Source organism: Timaviella obliquedivisa GSE-PSE-MK23-08B, assembly GCA_019358855.1.
GTDB lineage: Bacteria > Cyanobacteriota > Cyanobacteriia > Elainellales > Elainellaceae > Timaviella > Timaviella obliquedivisa.
Genome location: JAHHII010000008.1, coordinates 192,751 through 210,773, shown reverse-complemented (window position 1 = coordinate 210,773; position 18,023 = coordinate 192,751). Strand labels below are relative to the sequence as shown.

Genomic DNA, 18,023 nt, shown 5'->3' with positions numbered 1-18,023 from the left:
CACAACAAACAGTCTGATTCTTCTTGCAATGACCATTCCCGTTGCAGCAAACCGCGCGATCGCTCCAACCCCGATCGCGCCATTACCGCAAAATTACTTATCTTTTCAAACAAGATCTGTATATTCTTTAACTCGTATCCCTATTTTCTCCCAAGCCGCTGCCCTGCTTTATCCATAAATTGTGAAAAGAACCTTTATAACCACAGGACTCTACCCATGGCACGACCCAAACGCACCTCTGCCGCCCTGATCAAAGCGGAACAACGAGAAGCCGGAATGCGCTCCATCAACGAATTCCTCGATCTTGGCAACGGCTTAAACCTAGAAACCTATAGCCGAAAAATTCAAAACCTGCGATCGCACCTCTCCTTATACAACACCACCCTCGCCCAAGTAGACGACCTCACCCGCAAAATCAAAGCGATCGAAGCCGACCTGAACCGAACCAGCGAACAAATGCTCCTCAGCATCGGCGGCAGATATGGTAAAGATAGCAGCGAATATGGCAAAGCAGGCGGCAGCCCGCGAGGGGAACGTCGTCGTCGGGCATCGACATCACCCTCTGCACCGCCCACGGCACCATCTGAGGAAAAGAAGTTAGAACCCGTTATCCCATCTGCAATGAACGGTGGAACATCCACCGAGACGAACGGAAATGGTAAGGCTCCGGTAACGCAAAGCTAAACCGCGATCGCCTCTCCCGTTTCCGAAGCGCGGCGCACTGCATCTGCCACTCTGAGCGCGTACAAACTCTCCTCTGGAGTCACATACAGCGGTGCGTCCGTCGTCAGATGATCTAGCACCATCGTCGTATCTTGAACGAATAGCCCGCGACGGCTGCCCATGTCGATAGGCGTAGCTTGGTCGGCTTGGATCAACGTGCCCTGCTCGCCCTCAATGACGATCGCCCCCGCATCCCCTCGGATCTCTAGGGTGCGATCGGCTTTCCAAATGGTTTCGCCTTTACCGTACACCAGGTCGGCAATTAAGCCGCTGGCAAACCTAAGTTGCGCCGTGCAAATGCAGGTGCGATAAAAGCCCTCTGCTCCATCCCAAAACCGGGATTGTCCGCTAACCGTTGCGACCTGCCCAAACAGGTTTGTCAAGCGACTAATGCGAGACAGTGCGCCAATGAAGGGAAATCCAAACAAATCGGGCTGATAAGTCCACTTCAAAGGGGCAGGACTTTGGGGGGCAAGGCTGTTGTAGCGAACGTAGAGTGGAGTGGCGATCGCGGGTAAAGTCGCCTTGACTGCCCGATGAATGCCGCTCAACAGTTCAATATGTTCGACGTGGAGCATTTTGCCTTGAGCCTTTGCCAATTGAAGCAGCGCCTCAGCTTCTGCAACTTCCACGGAAAGCGGATACTCAACAACCACATGCTTTCCGGCTTGAAGGGCAGCATGGGCGATCGCCCCATGATCACGATTAACAGCAGTAATGATCACCAAATCTAGCTCTGGTTTTTCCACCAAATCTTGCCAAGCCGCCACGCTTCGAGCGCCGTAGGTTTGGCTAAAGGCTTCAACTTTTTCAGGATGGTGCCCGCTCACATAGGCAATTTGAGCGCGATCGTCAGCTTGCACACAATCTGCCCTCAGCTTTGCCACATAACCCGAACCGACCAAACCCACTTGGAGGGGAAGCATTAGCGAACCTCGTCAAAAACTGGAGCTTACCGCGTTATTATCGCAGGCGATCGCGTAACTATTAACGCGCAACTATCGATAGGCTGCAATCCCGTTGCAGTTCCAGTGCTGACACCTGGGCTTAGCGATTTAAAACATCGTTCCGATACGTAGTCGAGCCTATAATTTGCACGACCTCATCAATTAAGGCTTGAGGAACTTCTATCTCAGCCAGTGCCGCGACCAAATTCTCGGCGATCGCGTCAAAATGGCGATCGGTTAAGCCCATCTCAGCCACTAATTCTTTATGCGCGTCTCTTATAGTCCGACCCTGCCAATGCTGGGTACCGCCGAACGCATAGGTCATAAATCCTTTTTGATGCTGCTTCTGTCGCTGCATATCTGTATGCGCAAAAAAGTGCTGAACCCGCTCATCCGCCAAAACCTTTTCATAAAACTTTTCAACAGCTAAATCAACAGATGCTGCGCCGCCAAGCTTGTCATAGAGTGTACTCATTGAAAATTCCTCCACAGTGACGTTGAGTGCAAATTTGACACGGGACAGGGGAGAATTTGAAGTTTTTGATGGTCGATAGAAATAGGCTCATAGACAAACTAGCAATTCATCTATTTTGATAGCTTGCTTATTAGAACAATGACAGCGTTTAACTTCTTTGTAGAGAGAAAGTTTCCGTCGATCATCCGATTAGGTTGAGCAGCAAAAAGTCTCTGCATATCTTCAAATGCTCTTAACAACTGAAATCTTACTTCTTTAAGGCATCCTCTCAGGCGATCGAGCGAAAATCGATACATTCTAAAGAGCAGCGGCTCAAATCTTCAGAAGATAAACTTAAACTCAGTATTGGTAGCTTGCAACCTCGCATTGCCTTAGATCACGATCGCATTCTCAGGGCTACGGCATAGAGATACGTAGCCCTGGATATTCTAGTTATTGCACCAAGACACTCATGTACTTACCATTGGCAAACGGTGCTGGAATAATCGGTGTGAAATGAAGGCGCGCTGCTTCGCAGATACCGCAAGGGTCGTTAGCGATCTTCTTCACGTAAAACTCATTCATCAAGTGCGTCACCTGATCCCGCGTTCCGACTATCCACACCTGCGCTTTATCGCCATGGGTCACTGGCAGCAGTTCGTTGAACTCTGTAGTCATCACTATTTCCCTCGCTAATGTTGGGTTGAGAAGAAAAGCTTAAGGCGTGGTATTCCTAACCACTTGTGTAACATTAGCGAGGTGAAACGATAAAATCGTCACAGCCTAGCTTTCTGCTTACTCAGAAAGTCAGGTTAGCTGGTTAGTCGTGTGTCAGCACTTCTAGCCAGCGTCCTCACCTTAAGCCTGTCTACTGGTATCAAAAACCAGTGTTGATTAGCATAAGCGCAAAGGTGGTTTTGACACAAGCATTTTATAAACTTACTGATTTTGAATTACCTCAAAAGTATCCCGATCGCCAATGCGATAGAAAAAGAAGTCTGAGTCAAGCGTAAGAATTTGTCGGTAGCCAGTCTTTTCAGCCGCTAGAACCAAAGTTGCATCTGCTAAATCCATTGGGCGATCGCAATATTTCTCCATCAGTTCCAGTAAACGGGCATAGTCATCTTCTTGCATTTCGCAAATGAGCAGCAATTTGTCTAGGAGTAGCTGACCTGATTGTTTTTGCATCACCCACTCCCCACGATGGAGTGAGAGATACATGGCTTCTGTTAGACATGACCAAGTTGTAACCAGAGGTTTTGCCAAACCTGTAACGGTCATTCGATAAACGCTGTGCTGAGGTTGAGTGCGATCGACTAGGCAAAGTAAAACTCCAGCATCGCAGAGAATCACAACTTGAGTCCGTGTTGCTGATATTTACTCAGTAAGTGTTGCTGATATTCGCTGGTTGGCATTGTTGGAGCAATTTCCAAACCATCAGCAGCCTCAAACTACTGTGTCCAAGCTTCAGCACGATCGCTTTCAAGCGGGTGACTGGCTACTTTAACCTGATGGTTATGGGTAATAAAATCGATAAAGTCGCTAATTTCTTGCAACAGAGATTCTGGAACTTGCTGTACCTTTGCGATCGCTGTTTCTCGAATCGTCACAATTATCACCTCTGCAAAAGTCTTTAGTTTGCTTAACGTGATAATTATTCCTTCAGTTTAGCGGGTAGCGATCGCATTGCTTTGTAGAGGAGCGATCGCCTGTTGAAGTAAGCCAGTCAAAATTTCGTACAGATTCTGAATTTTATCCGATGCTTAAGGCGATCGTTGTTTGTGGCTTTGTAGGAGTTAGGTTGAGCTTCTGTAAGATTGTGATTGGGCGATCGCTGCAAAACCCTACCCTACAAGAGATTTCTGGATGCTTTAGACTTGAATGCCAACAGGAACCTAGGCTGTACCGCTGCCACCAGGAACGAAGCAGGCTAACGACTCAAATCAGCGGCGGCAAGCAATCTCTAACTCAACATCAGCGGCTTTTGACCGTCCGCTACCTTTGAATTGTTAAACCGCGTTAGATGATTGAGTGTATCATAATAAAATAGCCAAACCGTTACAGACCTTAGCTTAAGATGGAACTTCAAATCTCGATCTCTGACTCTATTGTTCAAGCTCTTCGCCTACCTGAGCAGCGGATTGAGCAGGAATTGCGTCGGGAATTAGCCATTGCTCTTTATGCACAAGACATCCTCTCCTTTGGTAAAGCGCGAGAACTCGCTGAGATGGACAAATACGAATTTGGGCAGTTGCTCTCTAGTCGTGGAGTGAGGCGGCATTATGGTTTTGCAGAATTAGATGACGATTTAAGCTATGCCCGTAGTGAGTAATACGTCACCAATTCTCAACTTGGCGATTGTGGATCAGCTTGAACTCCTACGTCGGCAGTTTGGCGAAATTTTAATTCCAAGTTCGGTACTGGAGGAATTGAGATCTGATGAAGAACGACCCGGCTCTCAAGTAATTCGTGAAGCAATTTCATCTGGATTGATTCAAATTCAAGAGGTGAACAATGAACCTCTTGCCCAACTGCTGAAGCAAACACTGGATCGAGGGGAAGCTGAGGCAATTGCCCTTGCCATTGAACTCAATGCAGATTGGACGCTTCTAGATGAACGTGAAGGTAGGAAAGTTGCCAAATCTTTAGGGTTGAGCGTAACAGGAATTTTGGGGATTTTACTTCGAGCTAAACAGGTAGGTGAACTCGAATCATTACAGCCTGTTATTGACGACTTGATAAATAAAGCTGGATTTCGGATTGCACCGAGATTATTGGCTCAAATCCTAGCACAATAGCGCATTTTCGGTACAGCGGACTGCTAGAAGCTCCCCGTAGGACAGCCGCTGTACAGAGTTTTCAGGTTGCGGTCATAACATGACTGCGATCGCTACAATAGCTCCAACAGTGGCTTGTCCCTCCTCAGAACCCAACCATTGTAGAAACTGATCTCCTCTTGCGCCTACCCTACTCAACCAGGTTGGGTTGTGACGGTGGATGATAGTGTATCCTCTAACCCGTTGCATAATGTCAGCAGGTACAGATGCGCTCCAGTTTTCGTTCCTGTTACATCTACCAATAGTACAACCATCAACGCCATAAGATTGCGTGTCGGAAGCCCAAATTGGCTGTCTGTTGCTGTCAAGAAGCACAATGCCTACTGCTCCAGTGAAACCAGCTAACCTAACCCCAGTGCGCGTATTTGTAACGGCTGTAAGACTTCCACCGTTAGTGAGGGTAAAGGATGTGCCCATCCGACCATTTGCAACGGCATCATCACGATTGCCCGTAAGTGGAAACTTCACTCCAACACATAGAAAATTATCACTCCAAGCATGAGGATCGGCATCTTCATGAATTCGAGTACATCCTTCGCGTGGGGTTCCTGCTTGCGTCCAGCTTAGGGTAAATGAAGCGTTTGAAGGCGCACACAAAAAGTTGTCACCCCAAGGAGCAGGATCAGCATCCTCATGGACTCGTGTACAACTCATTTCACTAATTGCACCTGCTTGTGACCAGCGTAGTCCTAAATTCTCATTGGAACATAAGAAATTATCACTCCAAGCATGGGGATCAGCATCTTCATGAATGCGGACGCAGGTCATACCGGAAATAGCACCTGCTTGTGACCATCTAAAACTGGGTAGAGCTTGTGACTCTTCTGCACAAACTCCTAAAAGTACACAACTGCCAACGAACACAGAGAATCCTGAAACTATCTTTCTCATATTTAATTCACTCAATTTTTAATTCACTCAATTATTGAAGCCAGCAAGAACTAGACCTGCTTTGCAAAGTCATTTGCAAATGTACATCTATTGCACCCCACCGCCAAATTTTGACTGCGCCCTGACAGATACCTCAGCGGTCTAACTTGTTATTAGAGAGAAACTTTCCGCCTATCCATCCTAAATAGGTGGATCGCAAGAAATTTTCTGCCTATCCATCCTAAATTGAGTGGATCACAAGAATCTTTCCACATATTATGCTGATTTAGATAAATCGCAAGAACATCTCTGCATATCTTCAAACCACTACAGAATTAAGTACAGATATATTTGTTTGTGAAAACCCTATTTCGTTTCTAGTCTTTGGCTAAGTCTGCTGGAAGTAACAGAACCAACAGAGAATGCTCCAAAAATTTCCTAGATTTTGATTACCTTAATTAATATGGAATGAGTATTTAAGGCTGAGTATTTGCCTACTACCGATCGCTTTCACCCCTCAACTTGTTGCCTCCTAAATCATCCTCCCAAGACGATCGCCCAAAATCGCTACACTAAATAGGTAAAAATAAAGTTTCATTAAGTCATGACTTCCCTCACCCTCGGCACAAACGGAATTACGGTTGCTCCCCTTGGCATTGGCACTTGGGCTTGGGGCGACAAATTATTTTGGAGCTACGGCAAAGAATACGACGCTACAGAGTTGCAGGATGCCTTCAGAACAGCAGTGGATTTGGGCGTTAATTTTTTCGATACGGCTGAAATTTATGGCTTTGGCGAGTCTGAACGGCTGTTAGGTCAGTTCATGCAGCAGACCGGACAGCCAGCACAGATTGCTACTAAATACTTTCCGTTGCCCTGGCGATTTAATGCAGACGCAGTTGCCGATACGTTAACGGCTAGTCTGAAGCGTCTCCAGGTGGCGAGTGTGCTGCTGTATCAGGTGCATTCGCCGTTTGACTTTTTTATGGGACAAAAGACGTTGATGAATGCCCTTGCCGATGAGGTAAAGCAAGGCAGAATTGGGGCGATCGGGGTGAGTAACTACTCGGTGGAGCAGATGCAACAGGCGCACAAGTTTTTGGCAGCGCGGGGCATTCCACTAGCGGTCAATCAGGTGCAGTATTCGCTGTTGGCGCGGCAGATTGAGCACAACGGCGTAATGGCGGCAGCCCGAGATTTGGGTGTAGTGATTTTGGCGTATAGCCCGTTGGCACAAGGCTTAGTGACGGGCAAGTATACCGTTGAAAACTATCAGCAGCCGACTGGCGCACGGCAGCTTGATCCGCGTTTTAGCCGGAAGGGTTTGGAGAAGCTGGCTCCAGTGATTGATACGTTGAAGGCAGTTGGGGAGGCACACGGCAAAACTCCGGCACAGGTTGCTCTTAATTGGTTAATTGCCCAAGGAAACGTTATGCCAATTCCGGGCGCAAAGAATGCGGAGCAGGTGCGGCAGAATGCGGGAGCGTTGGGCTGGTCGATGACGGCTGAGGAGTTGGGACGCATTGATGCCGTGACTCGGAGTTGAAAGTAAGTTGGGAGGGTAGATATGAAACTTTTGACAGATTGGGGATTTAGCTGGGAGGGCTGGCGGCAAGGGGCGCGGGGCGAGTACTGGGTAGCGGTGCAGGCTTTGCTGATTGTGGGGTTTGCGCTGTTGCCAATTTATCGAGTGCCGGGTTTTAAGCTGCCAATTTGGTTGGGGCTATATGGGGTGTTGCCTAGTGTCGCCATTCTCGTTGGCTTCGCCTTGGTCTTTTTCTTTAAAGGCTTCTGGGATTTGGGACATAGTCTTACCCCATTACCTTATCCACGGGCAGACGGCGAACTCGTCCAAACGGGAGTGTATGACACGGTGCGCCATCCTATTTACAGTGGCTTAATTTTGGGCAGTTTGGGCTGGGCGTTGTATCAGCTTAGCGTGACGCATTTGGTGGGGGCGATCGCCCTCTTCTTTTTCTTTAATGCCAAAGCCAGCCGCGAAGAAAGTTGGCTCACCGAAAAGTATCCCGATTATCCTGAGTATTGCCAGCGTGTGAAAAAGCTGATTCCAGGAATTTACTAAAGGGCAATATGCGGATTGAAACCGACAGCATGGGGGCGATCGAGGTTGCTGACGATCGCTATTGGGGGGCGCAAACTCAGCGATCGTTGCATTATTTCGCCATTGGCAATGATGTCATGCCCAGGGAAATGATCCGGGCGATCGGTATTTTGAAAAAGGCGGCGGCGTTGGTAAATCATAAGCTGGGCAAGTTGCCAGAGGAGCAAGCTCAGTTGATTGCTCAAGCGGCAGATGAGGTGATTGTAGGCACGCTGGATGATCATTTTCCGCTGCGAGTTTGGCAGACGGGGAGCGGCACGCAGACGAATATGAATGCCAATGAGGTGATTTCTAATCGGGCGATCGCCCTTGCTGGCGGCGTATTGGGCAGTAAAACTCCGGTTCATCCTAACGACCACGTTAACCTATCGCAGTCTTCTAACGACACGTTCCCAACCGCGATGCATATTGCCGCAGTCGAGGAAATTCATCGGCGGCTATTGCCCATGACAGCAAGGCTCCGGGATAGCTTGGCGGAGAAGGCAACGGCGTTTGACGACATTATCAAAATTGGACGGACGCATTTAATGGATGCTGTACCGCTGACCTTGGGGCAAGAGTTTTCGGGCTATGTGTCGCAGTTGGATAAGGATTTAAACCGAATTCGGACGACGCTACCCGATTTGTATGAACTAGCGATCGGAGGAACGGCGGTTGGAACTGGACTCAATACCCATCCGGCGTTTGCGGTAGAAGTAGCGGCGGAGATTGCCCAAATGACCGAATTGCCATTCGTCACGGCTCCCAACAAGTTTGCAGCGCTGGCAGCCCATGATGCGATCGCCATGACCAGCGGCGCACTTAAAACCCTCGCCTGTTCGCTGATGAAAATTGCCAATGATATTCGCTGGCTGGGTTCGGGGCCTCGCTGTGGCTTGAGCGAACTGATTTTGCCGGAAAACGAACCCGGATCTTCCATCATGCCAGGAAAAGTGAATCCGACTCAGTGCGAAGCCATGACGATGGTCTGTGTGCAAGTGCTAGGCAATGATACGGCGATCGCTATTGCCGCCACCCAGGGCAACTTCGAGCTAAATGTCTTCAAGCCGCTGATGATCTTCAACCTGCTTAACTCTATTCGGCTGTTGGCAGATGCCTGCGCCTCGTTTACCGATTATCTTGTAGTTGGCATTCAACCCAACCGCGATCGAATCGAGCATTTTCTCAATCACTCCCTCATGCTGGTAACTGCTCTCAATCCCCACATTGGTTACGACTCAGCAGCAAAAGTTGCCAAAAAAGCCTATGCCGAGGGCAAAAGTCTCCGAGAAGCCTGTGTAGAACTGGGTTTTTTGACCGCCGAGCAGTTTGATCAATTCGTGCGTCCGGAAAAGATGGTCAGACCGCTGTAGTTAGGGCAAATGCTGTCGCCAAAAAAATTACGGCTCCCATCAGCAGGAATATCTCAAGGAATATCTCAATGAGATGGACGCTAGACCTAAACTTTAATTTAAACAGGATGTAGGCAGGCTTATGAGTGTGACGGTTGGGACAACACTGCAAAACGACAAATTTGTCATTAAGGCAATTTTGCACCAAACCGACTTTGGAGTGACCTATCAGGCGGCGCATCCGTTCCTAAACCATCCAATTATCCTGCAATCTTTCAACGAAGCCCTCCGACACCGCAGTGATTTTGAGCAGTTGCGGCAGCAGTTTTTGCAAGAAGTGCTTATATTCTCGAAGCAGCCTTCCGAGGCAGTGCAAATCATTGACTGTTTTGAAGAAAACGGGATGCCGTTTGTAGTCTTAGAGGCGGCTGCCGGGCACTCTATTCCCCCTCTAAGCAGTTGGTTAGAAATTCCGGTGGAAGCTCCAGCGATAGAAACTGCCCAGCCCACAACTGAGGCTTCTGCGCTAAAAGCGGCTCTAGCGACAGCATTTCCTGAAGCGCCACTCGAAGCGCCACCCGAAGCGCCACCTAAAGCAACTGTTGTTGTCACGCCGATCGCTCCCGCCCCTGCGCCTAAAGAGACAGAAGCAATAGCGATCGCCCAGGCAAAAGAGATTGCTCCAGTTCCAGCAGAAGCCGTGATCACATCTCCCGCTCTCCAGTCTTTTCCACTGCCCGATTACGCCACAAATGGTTCTAGGAAAGAAGTCAACGTATTAGTTTCAGAGCAAAGCTCAAAGCCTAGAAAGTGGATGCCCTTATCGCTGATGATGACGGCTTTGATTACAGGATTTGGCGGCGTTGGGCTGGGCTTAGCGCTCCGGTTTCAACCGACTTCTCAAGAAGATAGTAGCAGTAGTTTGGGTTCGGGTTGGTTTGGGCGAGAGCAGTCCTTTCCACCTCAGCAAGAATGGCCCATCACCGAAACCCCTAACCTTTACTCGCCTAGCTCTGCCTTCGAGCAACCGTATCAGGCTAGCCCCTCACTCAGAGAATCTGGCATTCCCTTCAGGCAGCCGTCTACAGGCTACACTCCGCCCGCTCAAATTGCGCCCCCTGACTATCAACCCGCCCCTCCTGGAATCGCTGATTATCCTCCTACAATCCCAGATCCGGTTCTACCGCCGCCTGCCTTTATCGCCGATCCTGCTGCCCCAGAAACAACTCAGCCTGTTATCCCCCTGCCCCAACCCGTCATCCCTGAAGTTCCCCTAGAAGATCCTCTGGAAACATCACCCGAAATTAGTAAGCCGCTTTCGTCTTCCCAAATAGCTCCTGCCGAGGCACCCATCTTTCGTCAATAAGTCAGAATCTAAAACTCAAAATCGTCAGCCCTCTTGACTCGGCTAGAATTGAGATACTTCAGTAGGACTTGCTTTAAGATGACAGCTTCAGAGTTACCGCGCTCCCTCGAATCGTCTCACGTCCACGACCCTAACCATCATCACGACTCTGATCACGAAGCGTCTGAGCCGCATCCTCACGTGCACAGTGAGGCATCGCGTAAGCAAATTTTGAATCGGCTGTCGCGGCTAGAGGGGCATATTCGCGGAATTAAAACTATGGTGCAGGATAATCGTCCTTGCCCGGAAGTGCTGATCCAAGTTGCTGCTGTGCGGGGTGCCTTAGATCGCGTGTCGCGCATTATTTTAGATGAGCATTTAACAGAATGTATTGCCCGCGCTGCCAAGGAAGGCAATATTGAGATGGAAATTGAGGAACTGAAGGCGGCTCTCGATCGCTTCTTACCTTAGGGTTTCCTAACTCCGTACCCGGTTCTGTAATACTTGTGCCGCAGCCAATTGGGCATGATCAATTATATTCTAGTTCTGAGAGTTCTTGATGAAGAAAGTGTTCGTTCTTGATACTAATGTTTTGCTCCATGATGCATCGGCGATGTTGCGCTTCGAGGATAATACCGTCATTTTGCCCATGACGATTATTGAAGAACTCGATCGCTTTAAGAAACAACCCGAAATTACAGGTCGCAATGCGCGTCAAGCCTCTCGCACCTTGGATGCTCTTCGGAAACAAGGACATTTGGTTGAAGGGGTTGCAGTGAACGGCGGCGGATTATTGCGGGTGGCGTTGTGCGATCGCGAAACGCTGCAACAACTGCCTGCTGAACTTGAACGCGATAGCGGCGACAATATGATTTTGGCAGTTGCCTTGCAACTCAAAAAACAGCATGACTGTGCCGTCGTATTGGTTAGTAAAGACACGAACGTTCGTATTAAAGCCGATACCCTAGGACTAGATGCAGAAGACTACGAAGCAGGCAAAATTGACGTTGATGATCTGTACTCCGGAATGGCTGAGGTAATGGTAACGACTGAGGAGATCGATCGCCTGTTTCACTACGGTGGTATCACCTTAAACGAAGAGTTTTTACCGAACCAGGCACTCACGCTGATCGATATAGCGAATCCTTCTCATACGGCTCTTGCCATTGTCGATGGTGGTCATGGCAAAATTGTGCCGCTTAATAAATTGCCTCGGACTGGGGTTTCTCGGATTCAAGCTCGTAACCGGGAGCAGAATTTTGCGTTGGAGCTATTGCTGCGAGATTCGGTACAGTTAGTAACGCTAGTGGGGAAAGCAGGAACCGGAAAAACCCTGTTGGCGATCGCTGCGGGTCTGCAAAAAGTAGCCGACGAAAATCTCTACACACGCCTCCTGATTTCCCGCCCCGTTGTCCCCATGGGCAAAGACATCGGCTATTTACCCGGAGACATCAGCGACAAATTAACGCCTTGGATGCAGCCTTTATACGACAACTTTGATTTAATCTTTGGTACTCAAGATCCCAATAGTAAACCCGCACATTGGCGGCGCGGTCACGAGGAATTAATCGAGCGAGGCATCTTGCAAATAGAAGCGCTGACTTACATTCGAGGACGCACGATTCCTAAACAGTTTTTAATTGTGGATGAGGCGCAGAACCTAACGCCGCACGAGGTAAAAACAATTTTAACCAGAGCTGGAGAAGGCACTAAAGTCATCCTAACAGGTGACCCTGATCAGATCGATAACCCTTATGTGGACGCAGCCAGTAACGGATTAACGTATGTGGTTGAGAAGTTTAAAGGAGAAGCTTTGGCAGGTCACATTACCTTGACAAAGGGAGAGCGATCGACGTTGGCAGAACGGGCTACGGTGCTGCTTTAAACTCCTGCGTAAAGCGCTGGACGAACTAGGGCGATCGAACGCTGATACCCCTAAAATTATCAACTTATTCAAAGCCCCTTTCCTTCAGGAGAGGGGTTTGGGGAGAGGTCTTAAATTCTTACTCTTGAGAACGCGGTATTTCACGAGCAGGACAACTTAAATCACCTTCTTCACACTGAGCGAGTTGCTGTAATTCATTTAGCCGTGCCGTTGCTTTTGCCGCTATACAATTTGAAAAAATCGCTGGATAAGCACTGCCTCCTGCAACTCCGCTAGATTCAAACTCGCAGGAAAAGCGACGGAATAATTTCCAACTTTCCTGGGTATGTTGCAGCAAAACTACTTGCTCAGCAGATAGGCGAGTTTGATAATCTGCAATAAAGTCTGTCAGGTTTTGGTCAGCTTGCTGTCGAGCTTGCGTGGCGCATTGGTTAATTGCTCGTTGGGTCGTGGCAGAAGCACAGATGTTTTGAGCGATAGCTCCCTCAGCAGTCATTACCAATCCAGAAACAATCAAACTAGAAACACCCAAACCAGAAATACGAAAAAGCCCTAGGGTCGATGCTTTCATAAATCACAGAATCCTCTATAAATAATAAATAAGTTCAATCAACTAACCCAGCGCTGGAACAGGTGCGCCTAACTGTAGCGCATAAAAATTAGCATATACGCCTTGTTTCGCAATCAGTTCATCATGAGTTCCTTGTTCTGCAATTTCACCTTGCTGAATGACTAGCACTCGATCGGCTTGTGTCACGGTGCTGAGACGGTGAGCGATCACGAAGCTTGTCCGGTTTTTGAGCAGACGGGCGATCGCGGCTTGTACCAGTGCTTCAGTGCGGGTGTCAATGCTGCTAGTCGCCTCGTCCAAAATCAAAATGCGTGGGTCAATCAACACCGCTCGCGCAATGCTAATCAACTGTCGCTGCCCTTGACTGAGGGGCGCACCTCGCTCGCCCAATTGCGTCGCATAGCCTTGGGGCAATGAAATAATAAATTCATGGACGTTTGCAGCCTGTGCTGCCGCTTCGATATCTGCTTGCGAAGCCTGTGGATCGCCGAAGGCAATATTTTCGGCAACCGTGCCGCTAAACAAAATATTATCTTGCAGCACAATGCCAATCTGACGGCGCAAGCTTGCCTGCGTGACGCTGCGCACATCAATGCCATCGATCTTCACAGCACCGCTAGACACATCGTAAAAGCGCAAAATCAGATTAATAATCGTGCTCTTTCCAGCGCCCGTTTGTCCCACTAGCGCAATCATTTCACCCGGATAAGCGCAAAGATTAATGCCCTTAAGAACAAGCTGATTAGCGGTGTAGCCAAACTTTACCTCTTCAAACGTGACTTCACCTCGCAACGGCGGCATGATGGCAGCGTTAGGAGCGTCTTTAAGCTGTGCGGGTTCGTCTAACAGCTGAAAAATTCGCTCTAGCCCAGCAAACGCCGATTGAGCTTGGGTGTAGAACTGGCTGAGGATTTGAATGGGGCGAAAAAACTGCTGAACGTAGAGTAGGAACGAAGTTACAACGCCCACGGTGGCGGCTCCAGTCACGGCAAGATAGCCGCCGTATGCCAACACGCTAGCCGTTGCCATGGTGTTGAGGAAGTCGATGGAGGGCAAAAAGGCGGCGGTAATTGCCACTGCCTGAACGTTGGCATCTCGGTTGGCGGCGTTGAGCGTGTCGAATTCGGCAATATTAAGCGATACGCGGTTGAATGCTTGGGCTTCTCGGACGCTGCCAATGTCTTCTTCGAGCTTGGCAGAAAGTTCGCCAATGGTTTGGCGAGTAACGCGAAATCTGGCTCTTGCCCAACGAGCAAATAACCCTGTTGTAAAAATCATCAAGGGCACTGCTAAGTTGCTCAACAAGCCCAACTGAAGGTTGATAAACAGCATGGCGATAACAATGCCCACCAAGCTGAACAGGTTGCCCAGCATTTGGGCGACGGTTTGCCCGAAGGCTTGGTTAACGGTGTTGACATCATTAAGCAAGCGGCTCATGAGGTCGCCTGCTTCACTGCGATCGAAAAAGCTAAGGGGTAGACTTTGAATTTTGGTAAAAATATCTTGCCGCAACTGTGCCAGTAACCGCTGCATGATGGAGCCAATCCGCAAGATTTGTCCGCGAATGGCAAAAACGCCAATAAAATAAATGCCTGCTAACAATCCTAGTAGCAGCAATAATCCTTGCTGGTTACCTTGAGCAATTAAATGATCGATCGACCAGCCGATGAAAAAAGGTCCGAATGCCTGAGATGCTGCACCAATTAGAACCAAGAGGATGGCGATCGGCAGTTCACGGCGGTAGGGGCGGAGATACTGCAAGAAGCGCCGAAAGGTAGAAAGTTGCTGACTCACTTTTTGCTCGGAAGCGATGACTGGCTGGCTGACTCTCATGCGTTGTTTGCCGCAACTTGGCTTTTTCTAACTTTCTTTTCTAACTTTCTTAGTTTAGAAGATTTGAACGCATCGGTTTTGGCTCAGGTCATTTCATTGATGAATAGACAAGCGATAGACAAAATTTTTGGAAGAAGCGATCGCCCTCAAAATAGGAGAAGCTTGGCAAATTGAAATCCTTGCCTCCAACCAATTAGGTAGAATGAGATAGAACACTAGAGATTGCACTTCTATCTATTGGTTGATCTCTACTGACCATTGACCGATTTCGATCGCCGCTTCCCCTATGCTCGAATCTTTGCAAACCTGGCTATACTCCCTAGAACAATTTGCCAATCGTTCCGTATCTGCACAATTAACCCATCTCACCCCCTTTAGCGTTGGAGTCATTTTTGCCGCTGGTTTGCTAACCAGCCTGACCCCATGCATGTTGTCGATGCTGCCCATTACCGTTGGCTACATCGGCGGTCATGAGATTAAAAGCCGCTTACAAGCTGCTGTCCAGTCCACCTGGTTTGCGCTGGGTTTGGCGACGACGCTGGCAGGATTGGGCATTGTGGCGGCAGTAGTTGGCAGAGTGTATGGACAGGTAGGAGTGGGGCTGCCCATCGTGGTGAGCGTGATTGCTATTTTGATGGGGTTGAACTTGCTGGAGGCATTGCCGTTGCGGTTGCCCGCAGGTGTCGGCATGGATTGGATTTCTAAGGATTTGCCGAAGGGAGTGCGATCGTACTTGATTGGGCTGACGTTTGGGTTGGTGGCTTCGCCTTGCAGTACCCCGGTGTTGGCTTCGCTGCTGGGCTGGATTTCGACGACGGGCGATCCGCTATTGGGCAGTGCGTTGCTATTGGCTTACACTGCGGGTCATGTGGCACCGCTGATTATTGCCGGGACGTTTACAGCCTCATTGAAAAAGCTGTTAGAGTTGCGGCGCTGGTCGGGATGGATTAATCCGGTGAGCGGTAGCTTGCTGGTTGGGTTTGGGGTGTTTTCGCTGCTGTTTCGGATCTTTCCTGGGTCGGTTTAGGTTATGACAGAAACTTCTTTTTCAACTAAGTTGATGGGCTGGGGTACGTTGCCTGGACAGTATTTTAAGCGGGAGTTGTTGCCGCTGTTGGCAAATCTCAAGCTGGCGATCGCGCTTTTACTGGCGATCGCCTTCTTCAGCATTTCTGGCACCGTCATTGAACAGGGTCAAGCGCTCTCTTTTTACCAAGCTAACTATCCCGAAAGCCCCGCACTATTTGGATTTCTAACCTGGAAAGTGCTACTCACCATAGGACTAGATCATGTTTACCGCACCTGGTGGTTTTTGGCGCTGCTGATTTTGTTTGGCTCTAGTCTAACTGCCTGCACCTTTACCCGACAGTTTCCAGCGCTCAAAGCCGCCCGCAGTTGGAAGTTTTATGATCAGTCGCGGCAGTTTCAAAAGTTGGCGCTGAGCGCTGAATTTGAGGCAGGCTCTTTAGAGACTCTGATGACTCTCTTGAAGCAAAAGCGCTACAAAGTCTTTCAAGAAGGTGACAAGCTATACGCTCGGAAAGGCATTGCCGGACGGGTGGGCCCTATCTTCGTTCATGCCGCTATGTTGATTACGCTGGCGGGTTCCATCTACGGCGCAATGACGGGATTCTTTGCGCAAGAGATGATTCCGAGCGGGGAAACGTTTAAGGTCACGAATGTATTCGATGCGGGGCCTTGGGCGGCGGCGCAAATTCCGAAAGATTGGTCGGTGAAGGTAAATCGGTTTTGGATTGACTACACGCCTGCGGGGGCGATCGATCAGTTTTATTCCGATTTATCAGTGTTGAATCAGACGGGTGAAGAAGTCGATCGCCAAACGATTCACGTTAATAAGCCATTGCGCCACAATGGAGTCACGATGTATCAGGCAGATTGGGGCGTAGCGGCAGTGCAAGTTCACCTCAACAATAGCCCCACGCTGCAATTGCCTATGGAGCGACTGGATACGGGCGGCAAAGGGAAGATTTGGGGCACGTTGATTCCGACCAAGCCAGATTTGACAGAAGGCGTTTATGTATTGGCAAAAGATCTTCAGGGCACGTTGTTAATTTATGACCTGCAAGGCAAGCTGATTTCGACGGTGCGAGAAGGCAGATCTACAGAAGTCAATGGCGTGAATCTGGCGATCGAGAAAGTAATTGGTAGCACTGGGCTACAGATTAAGGCTGATCCTGGCATTCCGGCGGTTTATCTGGGTTTTGGGCTAGTGATGCTGGGTGTGGTGATGAGCTATGTGTCGCACTCCCAGGTTTGGGCGCTGCAAACTGACAAAGGCTTCTTTGTGGGCGGACGAACGAACCGGGCACAGGTAACTTTTGAACGGGAAATGATTGAAATGTTAGATCAGCTAGATGCAGAGGGAGCGCTGAAGCAGAGTTAGCGCGATTCGGGCGTTGCTAAATTGAGATATGAGTGGTGCTCTCTATTTCCTTGGGTCGTTAACCGAATATGACTGCCTGTTTGGCGATCGATACTATCATGTGATGCCAGGGAAATCAACGCTCACCAGAGCACCCGGATTAAATACCACTAAACAGCCTCTTCAGAGGATGTCTGAGAAGTCTAGATTGTTATCCGATCCGCCCCCTAAATCCCCCATTCTGGGGGACTTTGAAGGAGGACTGGTGCGGAAGTCCCCCAGAATGGGGGGTTGGGGGGCGAGTGTAAGAATCCTTGATACTTCTCAGACATCCTCTCACCTGAAAATAGGGAAGCGGCATGATGCAACGAGAAATCAACAATATCTGTTTGATCTTGCTCAGTCCAATAATCGCTCTGATGGATGACTGATGAGTTTTGTTGGACTAGCTCATTGAGAATTAGCGTTGCTAAGCGCAAGCGTTCAGTCGGCGATAAAGTTTGAATGACTGAGTTGTAGACCTCTTGAGCGGTAGGCGGCATACATAGCTCTCCCAAGCATCATTTAACAAGCCTAGCACTTAACGTTTTATGCAAGAGTCGATAACGCAACCTACAAGATCGGCGATTGCACTCATCTCCTTAATTCCCCAATCCCGCATTTAGATATCGGGGTTTTAATCCCTCAGCGATCGCACTATCCTCAATAGACAGCTTGAGAAC

At 49.0% G+C, this 18,023-nt stretch carries 21 protein-coding genes and 1 pseudogene; 13 read left to right on the top strand and 9 right to left on the bottom strand.

The window, feature by feature from the left end; all coding sequences use genetic code 11:
* Window positions 1-28 precede the first annotated feature (28 nt).
* Window positions 29-178: a hypothetical protein gene (locus KME11_15685; GenBank protein MBW4516649.1), complete on the top strand. Its 150-nt coding sequence runs from the start codon at window positions 29-31 to the stop codon at window positions 176-178.
* A gap of 38 nt (window positions 179-216) precedes the next feature.
* Window positions 217-684, top strand: coding sequence for a hypothetical protein (locus tag KME11_15680; protein MBW4516648.1), 468 nt, complete (start codon window positions 217-219; stop codon window positions 682-684).
* Here the strand turns inward: KME11_15680 and KME11_15675 are convergent.
* The 5 genes and pseudogenes from KME11_15675 to KME11_15655 all read right to left on the bottom strand — a co-directional run bounded on the left by KME11_15675 (window position 681) and on the right by KME11_15655 (window position 3,734).
* Window positions 681-1,649: a Gfo/Idh/MocA family oxidoreductase gene (locus KME11_15675; protein ID MBW4516647.1), complete on the bottom strand. Its 969-nt coding sequence runs from the start codon at window positions 1,647-1,649 to the stop codon at window positions 681-683. The genes KME11_15680 and KME11_15675 overlap by 4 nt on opposite strands.
* Before the next feature lie 121 nt (window positions 1,650-1,770).
* Complete coding sequence (locus KME11_15670; protein ID MBW4516646.1) at window positions 1,771-2,145, bottom strand: group 1 truncated hemoglobin; 375 nt, start codon at window positions 2,143-2,145, stop codon at window positions 1,771-1,773.
* Window positions 2,146-2,577: 432 nt separating this feature from the next.
* Complete coding sequence (locus KME11_15665) at window positions 2,578-2,802, bottom strand: hypothetical protein (GenBank protein ID MBW4516645.1); 225 nt, start codon at window positions 2,800-2,802, stop codon at window positions 2,578-2,580.
* A gap of 261 nt (window positions 2,803-3,063) precedes the next feature.
* Window positions 3,064-3,477 (bottom strand): PIN domain-containing protein, encoded by a 414-nt coding sequence (locus KME11_15660; protein MBW4516644.1) that lies wholly within the window; start codon window positions 3,475-3,477, stop codon window positions 3,064-3,066.
* Window positions 3,474-3,734, bottom strand: a pseudogene (locus KME11_15655) (DUF2281 domain-containing protein). The gene KME11_15660 and the pseudogene KME11_15655 overlap by 4 nt, the downstream one beginning before the upstream one ends.
* 149 nt (window positions 3,735-3,883) lie before the next feature.
* Here KME11_15655 and KME11_15650 point away from each other — a divergent pair.
* The 3 genes from KME11_15650 (at window position 3,884) to KME11_15640 (ending at window position 4,922) form a co-directional block, all read left to right on the top strand.
* Window positions 3,884-4,129, top strand: coding sequence for a hypothetical protein (locus tag KME11_15650; protein ID MBW4516643.1), 246 nt, complete (start codon window positions 3,884-3,886; stop codon window positions 4,127-4,129).
* A 72-nt stretch (window positions 4,130-4,201) separates the two neighbouring features.
* The gene (locus tag KME11_15645; protein ID MBW4516642.1) at window positions 4,202-4,456 is read left to right on the top strand and encodes a UPF0175 family protein; all 255 of its coding nucleotides are present in this window, start codon (window positions 4,202-4,204) and stop codon (window positions 4,454-4,456) included.
* On the top strand, window positions 4,440-4,922 hold the full coding sequence (locus KME11_15640) for a DUF3368 domain-containing protein (protein ID MBW4516641.1): 483 nt from the start codon (window positions 4,440-4,442) through the stop codon (window positions 4,920-4,922). The genes KME11_15645 and KME11_15640 overlap by 17 nt, the downstream gene beginning before the upstream one ends.
* 72 nt (window positions 4,923-4,994) lie before the next feature.
* On the opposite strand, the gene KME11_15635 is transcribed toward KME11_15640, so the two are convergent.
* Window positions 4,995-5,852, bottom strand: coding sequence for a hypothetical protein (locus KME11_15635; protein ID MBW4516640.1), 858 nt, complete (start codon window positions 5,850-5,852; stop codon window positions 4,995-4,997).
* A 583-nt stretch (window positions 5,853-6,435) separates the two neighbouring features.
* Here KME11_15635 and KME11_15630 point away from each other — a divergent pair.
* The 6 genes from KME11_15630 to KME11_15605 all read left to right on the top strand — a co-directional run bounded on the left by KME11_15630 (window position 6,436) and on the right by KME11_15605 (window position 12,514).
* The gene (locus KME11_15630; GenBank protein ID MBW4516639.1) at window positions 6,436-7,377 is read left to right on the top strand and encodes an aldo/keto reductase; all 942 of its coding nucleotides are present in this window, start codon (window positions 6,436-6,438) and stop codon (window positions 7,375-7,377) included.
* 21 nt (window positions 7,378-7,398) lie between these two features.
* Entirely contained in the window at window positions 7,399-7,914 is a 516-nt protein-coding gene (locus KME11_15625) for an isoprenylcysteine carboxylmethyltransferase family protein (protein ID MBW4516638.1), read from the top strand.
* A gap of 8 nt (window positions 7,915-7,922) precedes the next feature.
* A complete protein-coding gene (gene fumC / locus KME11_15620; protein ID MBW4516637.1) occupies window positions 7,923-9,305 on the top strand; it encodes a class II fumarate hydratase in 1,383 nt (460 codons plus the stop codon).
* Between the two features lie 121 nt (window positions 9,306-9,426).
* Window positions 9,427-10,650, top strand: coding sequence for a hypothetical protein (locus KME11_15615; protein MBW4516636.1), 1,224 nt, complete (start codon window positions 9,427-9,429; stop codon window positions 10,648-10,650).
* A gap of 78 nt (window positions 10,651-10,728) precedes the next feature.
* Window positions 10,729-11,100, top strand: a complete 372-nt coding sequence (locus KME11_15610; protein ID MBW4516635.1) for a metal-sensing transcriptional repressor — start codon at window positions 10,729-10,731, stop codon at window positions 11,098-11,100.
* A gap of 88 nt (window positions 11,101-11,188) precedes the next feature.
* The gene (locus tag KME11_15605; GenBank protein ID MBW4516634.1) at window positions 11,189-12,514 is read left to right on the top strand and encodes a PhoH family protein; all 1,326 of its coding nucleotides are present in this window, start codon (window positions 11,189-11,191) and stop codon (window positions 12,512-12,514) included.
* A gap of 118 nt (window positions 12,515-12,632) precedes the next feature.
* Here the strand turns inward: KME11_15605 and KME11_15600 are convergent, their stop codons facing one another.
* On the bottom strand, window positions 12,633-13,085 hold the full coding sequence (locus KME11_15600) for a DUF1311 domain-containing protein (protein MBW4516633.1): 453 nt from the start codon (window positions 13,083-13,085) through the stop codon (window positions 12,633-12,635).
* A 42-nt stretch (window positions 13,086-13,127) separates the two neighbouring features.
* Window positions 13,128-14,918: an ABC transporter ATP-binding protein/permease gene (locus KME11_15595; GenBank protein MBW4516632.1), complete on the bottom strand. Its 1,791-nt coding sequence runs from the start codon at window positions 14,916-14,918 to the stop codon at window positions 13,128-13,130.
* A gap of 286 nt (window positions 14,919-15,204) precedes the next feature.
* Here KME11_15595 and KME11_15590 point away from each other — a divergent pair, with 286 nt between their 5' ends.
* Complete coding sequence (locus KME11_15590; GenBank protein MBW4516631.1) at window positions 15,205-15,945, top strand: cytochrome c biogenesis protein CcdA; 741 nt, start codon at window positions 15,205-15,207, stop codon at window positions 15,943-15,945.
* Window positions 15,946-15,978: 33 nt separating this feature from the next.
* Window positions 15,979-17,322: a cytochrome c biogenesis protein gene (locus KME11_15585; GenBank protein MBW4516630.1), complete on the top strand. Its 1,344-nt coding sequence runs from the start codon at window positions 15,979-15,981 to the stop codon at window positions 17,320-17,322.
* A gap of 206 nt (window positions 17,323-17,528) precedes the next feature.
* Here the strand turns inward: KME11_15585 and KME11_15580 are convergent, their stop codons facing one another.
* Window positions 17,529-17,843 (bottom strand): hypothetical protein, encoded by a 315-nt coding sequence (locus KME11_15580; GenBank protein ID MBW4516629.1) that lies wholly within the window; start codon window positions 17,841-17,843, stop codon window positions 17,529-17,531.
* Between the last annotated feature and the right edge of the window lie 180 nt (window positions 17,844-18,023).

Bases quoted from the DNA above. Each gene is read 5' to 3' on its own strand.
- KME11_15685 (MBW4516649.1), top strand. From the start codon at position 29: ATGACCATTCCCGTTGCAGCAAACCGCGCGATCGCTCCAACCCCGATC.
- KME11_15680 (MBW4516648.1), top strand. From the start codon at position 217: ATGGCACGACCCAAACGCACCTCTGCCGCCCTGATCAAAGCGGAACAA.
- KME11_15675 (MBW4516647.1), bottom strand. From the start codon at position 1,649: ATGCTTCCCCTCCAAGTGGGTTTGGTCGGTTCGGGTTATGTGGCAAAG.
- KME11_15670 (MBW4516646.1), bottom strand. From the start codon at position 2,145: ATGAGTACACTCTATGACAAGCTTGGCGGCGCAGCATCTGTTGATTTA.
- KME11_15665 (MBW4516645.1), bottom strand. From the start codon at position 2,802: ATGACTACAGAGTTCAACGAACTGCTGCCAGTGACCCATGGCGATAAA.
- KME11_15650 (MBW4516643.1), top strand. From the start codon at position 3,884: ATGCTTAAGGCGATCGTTGTTTGTGGCTTTGTAGGAGTTAGGTTGAGC.
- KME11_15645 (MBW4516642.1), top strand. From the start codon at position 4,202: ATGGAACTTCAAATCTCGATCTCTGACTCTATTGTTCAAGCTCTTCGC.
- KME11_15640 (MBW4516641.1), top strand. From the start codon at position 4,440: ATGCCCGTAGTGAGTAATACGTCACCAATTCTCAACTTGGCGATTGTG.
- KME11_15635 (MBW4516640.1), bottom strand. From the start codon at position 5,852: ATGAGAAAGATAGTTTCAGGATTCTCTGTGTTCGTTGGCAGTTGTGTA.
- KME11_15630 (MBW4516639.1), top strand. From the start codon at position 6,436: ATGACTTCCCTCACCCTCGGCACAAACGGAATTACGGTTGCTCCCCTT.
- KME11_15625 (MBW4516638.1), top strand. From the start codon at position 7,399: ATGAAACTTTTGACAGATTGGGGATTTAGCTGGGAGGGCTGGCGGCAA.
- fumC (MBW4516637.1), top strand. From the start codon at position 7,923: ATGCGGATTGAAACCGACAGCATGGGGGCGATCGAGGTTGCTGACGAT.
- KME11_15615 (MBW4516636.1), top strand. From the start codon at position 9,427: ATGAGTGTGACGGTTGGGACAACACTGCAAAACGACAAATTTGTCATT.
- KME11_15610 (MBW4516635.1), top strand. From the start codon at position 10,729: ATGACAGCTTCAGAGTTACCGCGCTCCCTCGAATCGTCTCACGTCCAC.
- KME11_15605 (MBW4516634.1), top strand. From the start codon at position 11,189: ATGAAGAAAGTGTTCGTTCTTGATACTAATGTTTTGCTCCATGATGCA.
- KME11_15600 (MBW4516633.1), bottom strand. From the start codon at position 13,085: ATGAAAGCATCGACCCTAGGGCTTTTTCGTATTTCTGGTTTGGGTGTT.
- KME11_15595 (MBW4516632.1), bottom strand. From the start codon at position 14,918: ATGAGAGTCAGCCAGCCAGTCATCGCTTCCGAGCAAAAAGTGAGTCAG.
- KME11_15590 (MBW4516631.1), top strand. From the start codon at position 15,205: ATGCTCGAATCTTTGCAAACCTGGCTATACTCCCTAGAACAATTTGCC.
- KME11_15585 (MBW4516630.1), top strand. From the start codon at position 15,979: ATGGGCTGGGGTACGTTGCCTGGACAGTATTTTAAGCGGGAGTTGTTG.
- KME11_15580 (MBW4516629.1), bottom strand. From the start codon at position 17,843: ATGCCGCCTACCGCTCAAGAGGTCTACAACTCAGTCATTCAAACTTTA.